Source organism: Nocardia abscessus NBRC 100374 (genome assembly GCF_000308455.1).
Taxonomy (GTDB): Bacteria; Actinomycetota; Actinomycetes; order Mycobacteriales; family Mycobacteriaceae; genus Nocardia; species Nocardia abscessus.
Map to the genome: position 1 here is coordinate 57,113 of NZ_BAFP01000101.1, position 14,425 is coordinate 71,537.

Here is a 14,425-nt window from a genome sequence, read left to right on the forward strand (position 1 = left end):
AACAACCCGGTTTGCGAGGGAACCAATGACATCAGGGCGGAATTCGCGGCGACTGGCCGTCCTCGCCGTCGGTGCCGCACTCGTACTGACTGGCTGCGGTCCGTCCGATGACGATGCCTCGCCGACGGGAACTTCTCCCGCCAGCCTGAGTATCGCCCCTGACGCACCCACCGGCTACGACCCATGCGCCGACATCCCGCAAAGCGTCCTCGATTCAGAGAACCTGCGTTACAAGACCAACGAAGACCGCAACGCATCGGGGGGAATCAAGTGGCGTGGTTGCGGATGGGTCCAGCCCGACGGATACGCACCCGCCATCACCACGACAAATATCAGCGTTGACATGGTGCGCGACAAGAAGTTCGCAGATACCCGCGAGTACACCATCAACGGTCGCCGTGCCATCTCTACACGGCAGGTCGAAGAGCACCCCGACGCAGTGTGCACGATCAACGTGGAGATGAAGGGCGGAAGCCTCGAATTCTTCCTGAGCAATCCACCGTCGAATCGCAAGACCGGCCAACTCGACACGTGCGCGCTCGCGAAGAGCTTGGCCGAGAAGGTAGTGCCGACAATGCCTGCCACAGTTTGAAATACGCTGATGTGATCGAACTCACCGGGAGGGAGTAACACATGGGTGACGACAGCACGCAGCCACCCCGGCCGATGGGGAACATTGTGAACGCGGCGCGGGATGGGCAGCTAGGCATTCAAATGTCCGCAGAGGACTTCATCTACATCGACCGAGACTGCGAGTACTTCAAAATCGCCATTCGATCGATCCAGAGGTCCATGGACATTGTCTCACGGCAGTCTCACTGGGGATTGGGCGAGGGCAACGGGGAAATGGTCTCGGCACAAACCCTGGTCGATAGATTCAAGAAGAAGGCTCGGGGAGCCGAAGACCTCAATAGCGTCCATCAGATCATGGAAGATCACTATCGGATCGTCGAGGACATCCAAGAAGTGCACCGGATCGTCCGGGATCGAATCATGCAGGCGGACAGCGACTTTGCCGCAGACTTCAATAGACTGAACACCGCCCTGCCCGAGCGCCCTCCTGTCGGGGTCCAATTCGCACCGCCCAGACTCCCGATCGGACCGAACAAATGAGCGGGTACGAGAACAAGCGTATTCCGAACGGTGGCGAGCACGCCGACAGTTGGGAACACTCCCGGATCAACGACACATTCAAGCCGCTCGATCCCACCGCCACGTTCACCCAGGCCGACGAGTACTGGCGAGCTCGCAACGAGTGGGAACGCGGTGTCGAGACCTTCGCCCGCTCCATCCAGACTTCCATAGCCCAAGCCTGGTCAGGTCCCGCCGCAGAACAATCCAAGAGTTCCATCGCCAAATACACCAGCGACGCGCAAAATCTGACGACCTCGCTGGAGGAGCTGTACTACCGAGTCCGCGACGCGGCTACTGCGATCGCCAATACGAGGAATGCCCTCCCCGACACCGTCGATTATTCCTGGGACGAGCGCGTCTTCCACCCATCGCGCTGGCTCCTGTCGGATGACCGGTCCGAAGCCGAACAGGCCGCGCGGGTCGCGATGAAGGAATACTACGTGCAGCCGTTCAGCGAGATGGACGGCAAGATTCCGGTGCTGCCCACGCCGGTCGGCCCGACCGCATCGGTGGACATTCCAGCGCCCCCGCCGGGCGGATACCAGAGCGGCGACAGCGGCGGACCCAGCGCGAACGACACGGGCACCGGTCCGACCGCCACAGATACGGGCACCTCCGACGACTCGAACAGCGAAGGCACGCCCGAGGAGACGACTACCGAGGAGCCACAGTCCACCGACGAGTCGACGCAGGACCAGCAATCCTCCGACACGACGACGGCCGATCCCTCGACCACACCCGCCGGTGTGGACCCCACGTCGACCAACCCCGCCTCTACCACGGACCCGACGAAGACCACGCCGGCCGGCACCCCGACTTCGCACAGCCCGGGCACACCGGGGAGTCCTGGCGCTCCGAGCACATCGAACCAGCCGCAACCTGGACGCAGCATCGCGGGCGCACCTGGCACACCGACGATGAATCCTTCGGCTGCCGCCGCGGCTGCCAGCGCCGCGCGAGGTACCAGCGGTATGCCGGGCATGATGGCGCCCGGCGCTCGCGGCGGCGGCAAGGACGACGAATCCGAGCACAAGACGCCGGACTACCTGATCACCCAGGAGAACACCGACGAATTGCTCGGTGAGGCGCCGAGGACGCTGCCCGGCGGCGTCATCGGCGGCACGCCCACCTAGATCGGGCGGCCTACTTCTCGACTCGGCGCCCGCCCGCATCGCTACCGGTGCGGGCGGGTGGACAGTGGCCGCCCCGATGCGGCCGGATTGGACCTCACATGGCTGAATGGACTTGGGAACCGGACGACTTCGCAGCCCTCTGGTACGGCGACGCACACGATCGCATCCCCGGCCCATTGCGCTACACGAGTCGTTTCGCCTTCCGCGACGATTTCGACTCACACCGCGCCGCCGTCCGGCAGCGCTATTCGGCAGACGAGTTCGACGAGATCAACGCCGCCTTCCACACCCTGGGCGCCTCCGACCTCCGCATCGAGATCCTCGGCGGCACGTGCAAGCACAAGAACAGCACCGGCCCCCACGACGTCCGCGAGTACCGGATCCTCGGCGCCCGCGACACTTACCGCGCTGTCCTTCTCAGCCAAGCAGGCAACCGACACGAGCACGGTCCGATCCGCGTGCGCATGTTCCCCGCCGACCAACTCCCGGCACGCCTCGTGAACGCGATCCCGCCCTGCGCACCCGGAACCGAGAAACCCGCCATGTTCCACCCGCACGACCTGAGCCCACGCCGCGACACCTACCTCCAGGACAACGCCCGCAACACCCCCCGCGAGCAGTACCAACGCCTCCTCGGCCGCCCCGTAGACGGCGGCGCCACCGCCGTCCTCCTCACCGCCCCCCTGCACACCCGTACAAAGCCCACCAAAGTCCTCCAGTGGCACGACATCTCCGACGACGGCCGCTACACCGAACACCGCGCCGACCACATAACCGTCCGCCCTACCACCCCCACCGACCTGACAACGCACTTCACAACCTGGATCGACCACGCCCTCCAACGCTTGGCAGCCACCCGCCCGGAAAGTTGGTAACGAGCCCAGCGGAACCGAACCCGGTCACGCGACGTCCAACTCAGTAGGTAGGCGACTACCGCAATCCGACAGAAGTGACCGAGGAATAGAGCCGCAGTGCCGAAGACGGTGTTCCCACACAGCGGGTCGTTATCGAAAGGCGAAGGTATCCGATGAGCGAGTTCACTCGTTTGGTCGGCGTGGGACTGTTCACAATGAATCTCGACGAAGGTCGCCTTCCGGTAGACGTCGATGTGAGCCGGAATATCCACGACCGCTTGGATCCACCGGACCTCTCCGCGGCGGCGATGACCGGCTACTACGTGGCTCTGTGGCAGCATGACGCGCCGGTCATCGCATCGGGCAGATGGACCGAATTGACCGTGTCCCCGTCTCGCCGCACCGAACTGATCACGCTCCTCGACACCCGGTCGCTCGCCGAATTCGAGATGGTCGAACGCTCATTACGGCTGAGTGAGGAATTCGTCGGGCGAGGGCCGGTGACCGATTTCGGAGCCCCCTCGATCACGATGGTCGCGAGCATCTCGCGCATCGGCGGCATCGAGATCGATCCGCGGTGGGCAGCCACGGCCAGCCCGTCCTACATCGCGCACGACATCCTCGACTGCGCGAATCAGATCCGGCAACAGCGCCCACGGTTCCACGAAGACGGGTCTTGGGCCGACCGCACCGACGATGAGCTCGAACACGAACTCGCGGAATACAAGCGCTACCTGATGAGGAACTCGTAATGGTCAATTTCTCTACGGATCTGAACCAGTTGGTCAAGGCTTCCCGAGCCTGGGATCACGCGTCGGACGCCCTCACCGTCGCCGCTACCGAGGCGCAGAGCATCCATTTCAGTCACCAGGACGTGGCCTGGGGGCTTTTCCGAGAAACTTGGGACGCTCAGATGGCCGCTGCACGGTATATGTACGACAGATTGGTCGAGGGAAGAGACGAAACCGATGCCATCGCCAAGGCTCTGGACCATGTCGCCAAGGTCTATCAGGAGCAGGATCAGAACTTCGCGAACGTCCTGATCGAGCTGGAGGCCGACTAGCCATGGGCGCCACGAAATCTCTGGACGAGATCAACTCCGTACTCGATAGGTTCTCGGACCAGATCGCGGAGATCAGGGACCAGCCCGCCAAGGTGGATGACGCGTTCCGGAAGGCGGCGATTGCCGCCGCCGAGGTCGAGGCGGCGACATTCTTCGGAGCGGCAGGCGCGGTGGCAGGTGCCCTCTACGGCGCGATGACCGAAGATGACTTCACCGGCTACATGCAGGACCACAAGGAAGCGATCAAGAAGAAGATCCAAGAACTCTTGGACAAACTGCAGGGTGCGGTCGATAGTTTGAAGGCGCCCATCGCCTTCCTGCAGACGAGTGAGGCATGGACGACGCTGAAGGGCAAGATCGGCGTCGCGCAGAACAACGAGGTGAACAACGGGAACATCACCGGTTACTGGGCGGGAGCGGCGGCCCTCAAGTACACAGCGTCGCGGACACTTCAGGACACCGCGATGGATTCGGCGAAATCGACCTGCGACAAGATGGCCGAAGCACTTGCCAAGATATCGGACATCGCTTGGGACTTCTATTCCAAGATCGTCACGGATATCGCCAACCTGCTCATAGAGCTCGGGAAAGCTCTTGCCAAGATCGGCACCTTCGTCCTCGCTCCGATGGGAGTCTCCGATGCGATTGATATCCTTGGGAAAGTAATCAGCAGCGCCGTCGAACATATGCGAAATCTCATAGATGCCCTCTTTTTGCAAAGGCAAAGCATCAGCAAGATAAAGGAGTCGACAGACCATCAGAAAGGCTTTCATAACAATCGTTGGCCGCGTAGCGCTTCCGACGACTTCAACATCAACTCTCCCAGCCTCGAATGGCAGGCGACATGAACCCGCGAAATCTTCTGGCGATTTCGGCGCTGACGGTGCTGCTTTCAGCCTGCGATTTGTTTTCGCCCACTCATCCCGATAGATATCAGATACCGACGAGCGATCACTCCATCCAGGAATTGTGCGACTCTACGAAACAGTTTTTCGTCACCCGAGCCGGTGCCGAGAATCTGAAGGTCAGCGCCGGCGCCGGCGGAAAAGCGCTGGCCGATAAGATTGACACCGGCAATGGTTGCTTCTATGAGAAGGCTGACGGGTCCGCATGGCCGTCTTCCGCCGGATATGTATCGCTGTTTCGCGTCGTCGCCAGTGGTAACACCCTGCTCGAATCTCCGTCGACGACGAAGAACTACCCGACCAAGGTCGTAACTGCGGACGGCGTGACCGTCAAGGTGGCTACCGAGCCACTGCCCAAGGGAGGCGATCACGCCAACACGCTGCTCGACGTCGACCTCACCGCCACGATCGATGGCTGGGAGGGCGAACTCCACTTCAGAGCAACCGAAGTCCAAACGACGCGAGATGACCAACTGATACGAGAAGGCGCGCAAGCACTGGTGAACATGATCCGAACGATGAAGGGCTGACCGCTCCCGCTTGGCACGTGGAGTACTTGTTCGATCGGCACCCCCTCCTCGGCACCCTCCAACACGATCCGGCACCGCTGCGCCAATGCCTGCGATTCGGCGACGCGCGCCGGTTCACCTGTACCGCTTCCGAGTAGGTGAGATCGGAGGCCATGGAGGCACCCACCGCATCACCACCACCGCCACGAGAACCACACCGAAGAATTTCCCACGCGCACTGATCGTAAAACGGACAAAACGGAGTCGGGATTCATCGCCGCAGTGGCGCTGACGGGGACCTGATGGAAAGTGCCGGGCCACAGAGTGAGTCGGGGCGCCTCCCGGTGCAGAAGATCTTCCACAGAACCAGGAGGCATCGCCGTGCCCACAATCACTTCCATTTCCCCGACCTCGGGCCCCACTTCGGGAGGTACCAGCGTCACGATCACCGGGACCGGGTTCACCGGTCCCGCGACCGTCAGCTTCGGCAGCACCGCGACGACCTTCACCATCGACTCCGCGACGCAGATCACGGCCGTCGCGCCGGGCGGGTCCGGAGCCGTGCAGGTCACCGTCACAGGTTCGGGCGGTACCAGTAACGGCCTCACCTACACCTACGTCTGATCGAGGCAGTTCGTGGGCCGTCGCCGGAATCCCGGCGGCGGCCCAGTCGTTTGCGCATCGTCGGAGGCTCGGATGAGCCCCTCGTAAGCCGCTGCCCAGCCGACGGACTCGCAGTGCCGCGAGGGGCACTGTGCACGAGCGGGTTCCGTTCCTCAGCGTTGACGGCCGAAGACACCGCGAGAGGCTCCGGTGGGCGACGCCCCCGAGAACTGCGCTGCACCAAGGCCGGACGATGCCATCGCGCCGGAGCACTCGCCATTGGTCAATTCGTGGCAACAATCTGGAAAACGGACAAAAACGGATCACCTGACGCGTTGCCGAGGCGCTGATCTTGGAGGATAACGGAGTTAACCGGGCTACCACCAACTTCGGGAACCCCCGGTATCGCGGAACCAGCAAACAGAGAGGCAGCGACATGCCTACTTTCCTCTCCCCGTCCTCGGGACACGATTGGTGGGGTCCCCGAGTCACCGTGGCCGCCGCTCCGGCCGACGAGATCGCTTCGGTACGCGCGGAAGCGCGACACCACGAACCCTCCTCCTTCGCATACGGGTTCAATTAGATTCCGCGGTTCGTCACCGAATCCGACGTCACGACGCGCTCGCACTCGCACTCGCGGGGCCGACTTCCTACCGAGCGCAGTCCGGCTTCCCGCCTTCCCAGTCCCACCCATTCGCGGCGACCGATGGTCACCGCACCCGATCCGATTCATCGGGAGGCACGAAATGATGCCACCGGAATACACAGAACTCGATCAGACCGGCGCCTCGGGGTCCTCGCGCCACGGCGCGCGGATCACCAACTTCCTGCTGCACACCCAGGAGGGGGACGGCACGGCCGAGAGCCTGGCCGCCTATCTCAACGATCCGGGTCACGCGGTCAGCTACCACTACACCGTGCGCGATGGCATCGTGTGCGATGTCGTCGACACCGACCTCGCGAGTTGGTCGGTGCTGGACGCGAATCCGTACACGATCAATTTGTGCTTCGCCGGAAGCCGGGCCGGATGGGGACCGGACGACTGGGCGCAGGTCGACGGAGATATCCGGATCGCCGCATGGCTGGCCGTACAGGACGCGAAGAAGTACGGCTTCGCCGCCGATGTCATCGCGCCGCCCTATCAGCAGCGCGAGGGCCTGAGCGACCACCATTACGTAACCGAATGCCTCGGCATCGGCACACACACCGACGTCGGCTTCAACTTCCCGTGGACCCGGTTCATGGGCTACGTCCAGGAATACGCCTCCGGCGCAGCTACCGCATCGCCGCCGAGCGCGATCGACGATACCTACGCCGTGAATCCCTGGCTCGGCGAGCGAATCACCGGCGGCGAATTCGTGACCCCGGACAAAGTGGGTCGATACGCCCAATTCGCGCACGGCTATATCTACTGGCATCCCACGACCGGCGCGCACCCGATCCCCCACACGTTGTGGTCGAAGTTCGCCGAGTTGGGCTGGGAAGCGGGCCCGCTCGGATATCCCGTCACCGACTGCACCGTGCTCACCGGACCCGGCGGCCTGGAGTGGGGGGAGGTACAGGGCTTCCAAGGCGGCGCACTGTACCGCCGGGACGGCACGAAGGCCTACTGGATGCGCGGTGCGATCCGCGACCGCTGGAACCGCAGCGGCTCCGAGAACGGCCGCCTCGGCTGGCCGATCTCCGACGAGATCCCCTGGGACACCGGTACCTACCAAGACTTCGAGAACGGTCTCGTCTATTGGACACCGCGCCAGACCTTGGCCACGGTGACCGCCGACGGCATCGATGAACCCCTGCACGATCCGCACAACTGAGAAAGGGAAAACCGATGAACAAAGTAATCACCATCCTGCGCAGTGAGCCCGTCCGCGCCTTGCTGTACCCGCTGCTGGCGGCGCTGATCGGGTACGGCGTCACCAAGGGCGTCGTCTCGTCCGACCTCTCCGGATTCGTCCTGGCCGTTGTCGCGGCGGCGCTGGGCCTGCCCGCGGTCGAGTCGGCGCGCCACCGGGTGAGCCCCGCGCCACCCGACCGCGGTGCACCAGCATGAAAGCCCCGAAAGAGAAGACGCGCCACGACCCCTTCGAAGTGGTGCTGTGCGCCGTCTTCGGCGTCTCGATGCTGTTGCAGTGGATCTACGGCCCGCCGACGGGTTCGGCGACCGCGGCCATGCCATCGGGATTCCGCACATTGTGGCTCGCCCTCATGCTGATCGGCTGTGCCGCGACGCTGGTCGGCCTGTTCGCCCGGCGGGTCTGGGGTTATCTGGTCGAGCAGGTCGGTTTGGGGGCGCTCGGCTGGTCGCTGGTGGCGTTCGGTGCGCAGCTGCTGCTGTTGCAGATCCAGCACCGAACCCTCGGTCCGGCCACTGTTCTCGGAGGTCCGCTCCCCATCGCGTTGGGTGTCGCGTTCCTGTGGAAGCGCCGACAGGTGCTGCAGGACGTCCGGACATTGCACGCGGTGAAGGCTCGGGAGGCGTCATGAACGTGATCCAGCAGTCGCCGATCTTCGCGGCGCTCGTGCTCATCGCCAGCTCGTCGGTTCTCTCGGCGGCGGTGACGGCGTGGTTCAAACGCGGCGACGTCGACGCCAGCATGACGAAGACGAAGGCCGACGCCGCGAAAGTGCTGAGTGACCTCGCCATTTCGCAGACACAGCAGATGTCCGAGCAGATGGGCGAGTTCCGTATGGCGCTGCGGGTGCACCGGGAATGGGATCGGAGGATGGTGACCCGGGCACGCCAGGCGGGCATCGAATTCGATGACCCACCCGAACTGTTCCTGTGACTCGAGTAGACCCCTCGATGACGGGACGCTGACGGACGTTCCGGTTGGTCGCCAATCGTTCGCCGGCACCATAGGTCTCGGTGGGCCGCCCGCCCCGCGGGGCCGCGAAGGCGACGGCGCGCCGCCGTCGAAAACATCGCTGTCACAACGCCTGCCAGGACGTTCGTGCCGCAACCCGCCACACCGGTGCCAAATCGAAAACGGACCAAAACGGATCGCGAGACACGTTGCCAGGCACCGATTCAAGGGAGTTAATGGAAATAGCCGGGCTGCTGAAGAGCGGCGGGCGCCCCCCGGTGCAGAGGAATCATCACCACGGCGACAAGGAGGCAGTCATGCCTACCATCACTTCCCTCTCCCCTACCTCAGGACCGACCACGGGGGGAACCAGCGTCACGATCACCGGTACCGGATTCGGCAATTTCACGACGGTGCGGTTCGGCAGTACCGCGACCACTTTCACGCTCGACTCTCCCACCCAGATCACGGCCATCTCCCCGGCCGGTTCAGTCGGTACGGTGCAGGTCACCGTCACCGACTCGACGGGAACCAGCAACGGCCTGCCCTACACCTATGTTCCGGTGCCCGCGTTCAACAGCATCAACCCCAACCAGGGCTCCACCGGGGGCGGGACGACGGTCACCCTCACCGGCTCGGGCTTCACAGGCGCCACCGCAGTCAATTTCGGCAGCACTCCGGCGACTTCGTTCACCGTCAACTCCGACACCCAGATCACGGCTGTCACGCCTGCCGGAACAGGGATCGTGCCGGTAACTGTCACCGGCCCAGGTGGGACAAGCGGTGCGGTGCCGTTCATCTACGTAGTCGTACCCACCATCACGGCCATTTCGCCGACCGCCGGTCCGGCCTCGGGTGGTAATACCGTCATCATCACCGGTACCGGGTTCACCGGCCCGCTCACCGTCCGGTTCGGCAACACCGCAACCATTTTCACGGTCAACTCCCCCACGCAGATCACCGCCGTCGCGCCTCCCGGAACGGGCAGCGTGCAGGTCACGGTCACCGGCTCGGGTGGGACCAGCAACGGCGTCACCTACACCTATGCCGGTGTCCCCGCACTGACCGCCATCGCGCCCAATACCGGTCCGACGACCGGCGGCACGACAGTCGTCATCACCGGCACGGGCCTGTCGACGGCCACCGCGGTCAACTTCGGCGCCACACCGGCAACCTCGTTCATCGTCAACTCCGACACCCAGATCACCGCCGTCACTCCTGCCGGGACGGGGACCGTGCAAGTCACCGTCACCACTCCGGGCGGAACCAGTAACGGCGTCGCCTTCACCTATGTGGCGGTGCCGACCCTGACGACGTTGGTGCCGAACGCCGGTCCGGTCACCGGTGGGACGACGGTCGTCATCACGGGAACGAATCTGACGGGAGCGACAGCCGTCAACTTCGGCGCCACACCGGCGAGCTCGTTCACGGTCAACTCGGCTACCCAGATCACGGCGGTCGCGCCCGCCGGGACCGGGACCGTGCAGGTCACCGTCACCACGCCGGGCGGAACCAGCAACGGCCTCCCGTACACCTATATTCCGGTGCCGGCCATCACCACGGTGGTGCCGAGCGTAGGACCGGTCACCGGCGGGACAACGGTCGTCATCACCGGAACCGGACTCACCGGAGCGACCGCGGTGAACTTCGGTGCCACACCGGCAGCCTCGTTCACCGTCAACTCCGATACCCAGATCACCGCCGTCGCCCCAGCGGGGACCGGGACCGTTCAGGTCACCGTCACCACCGCGGGCGGAACCAGCAACGGCGTCGCCTACACCTACGTCGCGGTGCCCGCCATCACCACGGTGGTACCGAGCGTAGGACCGGTCACCGGCGGAACCACCGTCGTCATCACCGGAACCGGACTCACCGGAGCGACCGCGGTGAACTTCGGTGCCACACCGGCAGCCTCGTTCACCGTCGACTCCGCCACCCAGATCACCGCAACCGCTCCCGCGGGGACCGGGACCGTGCAGGTCACCGTCACCACCGCCGGCGGAACCAGCAACGGCGTCGCCTACACCTACGTCGCGGTGCCCACCGTCACCGCGGTGGTGCCGAACGCCGGCGTGGAAGCAGGCGGAACGACAGTCGTCGTCACCGGAACCGGGCTGACCGGAGCGACCGCGGTGAACTTCGGTGCCACACCGGCGACCTCGTTCACCGTCAACTCCGACACGCAGATCACCGCCGTCGCACCGGCGGGAACCGGGACCGTGCAGCTCACCGTCACCACCCCGGGCGGAACCAGCGGCGGCGTCGCCTACACCTACATTCCGGTGCCCGCCGTGACCGCGGTGGTACCGAATGTGGGCCCTGCCACCGGCGGCACAACGGTGATCGTCACCGGAACCGGACTGACCGGAGCGACCGCGGTGAACTTCGGTGCCACACCGGCGACCTCGTTCACCGTCGACTCCGCCACCCAGATCACGGCCATCGTTCCCGCGGGGACCGGGACCGTGCAGCTCACCGTCACCACTCCAGGTGGAACCAGTAACGGTGTCGCCTACACCTACATCGCGGTTCCCACCCTGGTCGCGCTGGTGCCGAACGTGGGGACGGAATCGGGCGGGACGACCGTCGTCCTCACCGGCACGGGACTGACCGGCGCCACAGCGGTGAACTTCGGTGCCACACCGGCGACCTCGTTCACCGTCGACTCCGCCACCCAGATCACCGCCGTCGCCCCCGCCGGAACGGGAACAGTGCTGGTCACGGCGACCACCGCGGGTGGAACCAGTAACGGCCTCGCCTACACCTACGTTCCGGTACCCACGCTCACCACGGACGTTCCGAATGTGGGCCCGGTAGCGGGAGGGACCATCGTCGTCCTCACCGGGACCGGCCTGTCCACTACCTCCGCGGTGAACTTCGGTGCCACACCGGCGACCTCGTTCATCGTCGGTTCCGACACGCAGATCACGGCCGTCGCCCCGGCGGGGACCGGGACCGTGCAAGTGACGGCGACCACCGCGGGTGGAACCAGTAACGGCGTGGCCTACACCTACGTCGCGCTTCCCGCTCTCACGACGGCGGTTCCGAATCTCGGTTCGGTCTCCGGCGGCACGACAGTCGTCATCACCGGAACAAACCTGAGCGGTACCACAGCGGTGAACTTCGGCGCCACACCGGCGACCTCGTTCACCGTCGACTCACCCACTCAGATCACCGCCGTCGCCCCGGCGGGAACCGGAATCGTGCAGATCACCGCCACCAGCCCGGGCGGGACCAGCAACGGCGTCCTCTACACCTACGTCGCGGTTCCCACCCTCGCCACAGCGGTTCCGAACGTGGGCACGGTATCGGGTGGAACAACGGTTGTCCTCACCGGCACGGGACTGACGGGCGTGACGGCGGTCGACTTCGGTGCCACACCGGCGACCTCGTTCACCGTCGACTCGGCCACCCAGATCACCGCCGTCGCTCCCGCCGGCACCGGGACCGTGCAAGTCACCGCCACGACTGCGGGCGGGACCAGCAACGGTGTCGCCTACACCTACATCGCGGTTCCCACCCTGGCGGTGGCGGTTCCGAGCGTGGGACCGGCCGCGGGCGGCACGACGGTCGTGCTCACCGGAACTGACCTGACCGGAACGACAGCGGTGAACTTCGGTGCCACACCGGCAGCCTCGTTCACCGTCGACTCCGCCACCCAGGTCACCGCCGTCGCACCCGCCGGCACCGGGGTCGTGCAGGTCACCGCCACCACCTCCGGCGGAACCAGCAACGGCGTCGCCTACACCTATCTCGCGGCGCCCAGCCTGACCACCTTGCTTCCGAACGTAGGCCTGGAAGCGGGCGGAACGATCGTCATCCTCACCGGGACGGACCTGACCGGTACGACCGCGGTGAACTTCGGTGCCACACCGGCGACGTCGTTCACGATCAACTCACCCACTCAGATCACCGCCGTAGCGCCCGCCGGGACCGGTACGGTGCAAGTCACCGCCACCACCTCCGGCGGAACCAGCAACGGCCTCGCCTACACGTACATCGCGGTGCCCACACTGGCGGTGGTACTTCCGAATGTAGGACCGGCAGCCGGCGGAACGACAGTGGTCCTCACCGGGACCGACCTGACAGGCACCACCGCCGTCGACTTCGGCGGCACACCGGCAACCTCGTTCACCGTCGACTCCGCAACACAGATCACCGCCGTCACACCCGCCGGAACGGGAACAGTGCAACTCACCGCAACCACCTCCGGAGGAACCAGTAATGGTCTCCCATTCATCTACATCTGACGGCTGATGCGGCTGGGCCGTCGGCAGGCTTTTTGCCGGCGGCCCAGTTTCGTTGCGGTTGAGCCAATACAACAGAGTCTTCGTCACCGTCGACGGAGGCTGCAGGGGTAAGGGGGTTTTCGTTGGCGACCGTACTGAAGATGCTGCTAGCGGAGCGGCATCTCAAGAGTCATCCGGATTTTCTGGTCGCGTACGACCGATGCGCGGCACAGCTGGACCCGCCCATTCCCCCAGGGCATGGGCCGGCGAAGGCGCAGTACTACCAGTGGTTGTCCGGCCGCATGATCGGACTTCCACGCGACTATCACCGCCGGGTGCTCGAGAAGATGTTCCCCGGCTGGACTGTTGAAGGATTGTTCCAGATGGCCAACTCGACACCGGACGGCACCGGATCGCTCGGGCCGGGTCCGTCCGGCACCGACGTCCGGCTCGAGGCGTTTCTCGGGGTGGAGACCACCACCCGGGGAACGACTCTGGTGTATCCGTCGTTCGAGTTGACCAGGTCGTCCGTGGACGCACTGCGGGCGGCGGGGATCTCCCGGCGGCGAATATTCGGGAAGCAAGAGGGTGCCTTCCCGGATCGTCCCGTCGATGTTCCCTCCGTGGTGGCGGAGAACGATTTTCGCGGGCTGCTGTACATGTTCTCCATGCTCCAACGCCACACCAGCATTCGGGCCGAGGTCCGCAGCGACCGTTACATGGTCGCTCACCATGACCGCCCGTTCATCAGCTTCGGGCTGAGCGGCAACGATTGCACCCGGTTGTACCCGCGAACCGTCGAGCGCCCGCTGTTCACCATCCGCGACAGCGGCGCCGAGGACGACTACACACCGGTGTACCTGGAGCTGGCCGACGGCAGCCGGTACGACTCGGGCGACGACCGCAATATCAGCGTCATCGCGCGAGTACGACCGTGCCCGGATCAGCATCCCGATCGATACTGGTTCTTCTGCGGCGGCCTGCGGCCACGGGGGACGGCCGGAGCGGGCTGGCATCTCGCCGATTCGTGGCTTTCCCTCCAGCACCGTGTCGGTGATCGCGAGTTCGTCGCGGTGATCGGCGTCGACGAGTATTCCGACCGGACGACCAGTTTGGAGCATCTGCTGATCGCGTAGCCGGAGAGGAGAGGCACGCACATCCGTCGGCCCGGACAGTTGGGACACCACT

General features: G+C 64.8%; 15 protein-coding genes. All 15 read left to right on the plus strand.

The window, feature by feature from the left end; translation table 11 throughout:
• Positions 1-25 precede the first annotated feature (25 nt).
• The 15 genes from ON19_RS20425 to ON19_RS39065 all read left to right on the plus strand — a co-directional run bounded on the left by ON19_RS20425 (position 26) and on the right by ON19_RS39065 (position 14,373).
• Positions 26-592, plus strand: a complete 567-nt coding sequence (locus ON19_RS20425) for a DUF3558 domain-containing protein (protein WP_043695128.1) — start codon at positions 26-28, stop codon at positions 590-592.
• 41 nt (positions 593-633) lie between these two features.
• Positions 634-1,113, plus strand: a complete 480-nt coding sequence (locus ON19_RS20430) for a hypothetical protein (protein ID WP_043695129.1) — start codon at positions 634-636, stop codon at positions 1,111-1,113.
• Positions 1,110-2,267 carry a hypothetical protein gene (locus ON19_RS20435; RefSeq protein ID WP_043695132.1) on the plus strand — a complete coding sequence of 386 codons (1,158 nt, stop codon included), beginning with the start codon at positions 1,110-1,112 and terminating at the stop codon, positions 2,265-2,267. Before ON19_RS20430 ends, ON19_RS20435 begins: the two co-directional genes overlap by 4 nt.
• 98 nt (positions 2,268-2,365) lie before the next feature.
• Positions 2,366-3,142, plus strand: coding sequence for an ESX secretion-associated protein EspG (locus tag ON19_RS20440; protein ID WP_043695135.1), 777 nt, complete (start codon positions 2,366-2,368; stop codon positions 3,140-3,142).
• A 152-nt stretch (positions 3,143-3,294) separates the two neighbouring features.
• The gene (locus tag ON19_RS20445) at positions 3,295-3,873 is read left to right on the plus strand and encodes a hypothetical protein (RefSeq protein ID WP_043695137.1); all 579 of its coding nucleotides are present in this window, start codon (positions 3,295-3,297) and stop codon (positions 3,871-3,873) included.
• Complete coding sequence (locus tag ON19_RS20450) at positions 3,873-4,184, plus strand: hypothetical protein (RefSeq protein ID WP_043695140.1); 312 nt, start codon at positions 3,873-3,875, stop codon at positions 4,182-4,184. Before ON19_RS20445 ends, ON19_RS20450 begins: the two co-directional genes overlap by 1 nt.
• Before the next feature lie 2 nt (positions 4,185-4,186).
• Entirely contained in the window at positions 4,187-5,032 is an 846-nt protein-coding gene (locus tag ON19_RS20455) for a hypothetical protein (protein ID WP_043695143.1), read from the plus strand.
• The gene (locus ON19_RS20460; protein WP_043695146.1) at positions 5,017-5,619 is read left to right on the plus strand and encodes a hypothetical protein; all 603 of its coding nucleotides are present in this window, start codon (positions 5,017-5,019) and stop codon (positions 5,617-5,619) included. Before ON19_RS20455 ends, ON19_RS20460 begins: the two co-directional genes overlap by 16 nt.
• 360 nt (positions 5,620-5,979) lie before the next feature.
• Positions 5,980-6,222 carry an IPT/TIG domain-containing protein gene (locus tag ON19_RS20465; RefSeq protein WP_043695149.1) on the plus strand — a complete coding sequence of 81 codons (243 nt, stop codon included), beginning with the start codon at positions 5,980-5,982 and terminating at the stop codon, positions 6,220-6,222.
• 725 nt (positions 6,223-6,947) lie between these two features.
• Entirely contained in the window at positions 6,948-8,018 is a 1,071-nt protein-coding gene (locus tag ON19_RS20470) for an N-acetylmuramoyl-L-alanine amidase (protein WP_043695152.1), read from the plus strand.
• Positions 8,019-8,032: 14 nt separating this feature from the next.
• Complete coding sequence (locus tag ON19_RS20475) at positions 8,033-8,254, plus strand: hypothetical protein (RefSeq protein ID WP_043695155.1); 222 nt, start codon at positions 8,033-8,035, stop codon at positions 8,252-8,254.
• Positions 8,251-8,688 carry a hypothetical protein gene (locus tag ON19_RS20480; protein WP_043695159.1) on the plus strand — a complete coding sequence of 146 codons (438 nt, stop codon included), beginning with the start codon at positions 8,251-8,253 and terminating at the stop codon, positions 8,686-8,688. The genes ON19_RS20475 and ON19_RS20480 overlap by 4 nt, the downstream gene beginning before the upstream one ends.
• Complete coding sequence (locus ON19_RS20485) at positions 8,685-8,990, plus strand: hypothetical protein (RefSeq protein WP_043695162.1); 306 nt, start codon at positions 8,685-8,687, stop codon at positions 8,988-8,990. Before ON19_RS20480 ends, ON19_RS20485 begins: the two co-directional genes overlap by 4 nt.
• A 335-nt stretch (positions 8,991-9,325) precedes the next feature.
• Complete coding sequence (locus tag ON19_RS39790) at positions 9,326-13,258, plus strand: beta strand repeat-containing protein (RefSeq protein ID WP_218006454.1); 3,933 nt, start codon at positions 9,326-9,328, stop codon at positions 13,256-13,258.
• A 122-nt stretch (positions 13,259-13,380) separates the two neighbouring features.
• Positions 13,381-14,373, plus strand: coding sequence for a hypothetical protein (locus tag ON19_RS39065; RefSeq protein WP_051169104.1), 993 nt, complete (start codon positions 13,381-13,383; stop codon positions 14,371-14,373).
• Positions 14,374-14,425 lie beyond the last annotated feature (52 nt).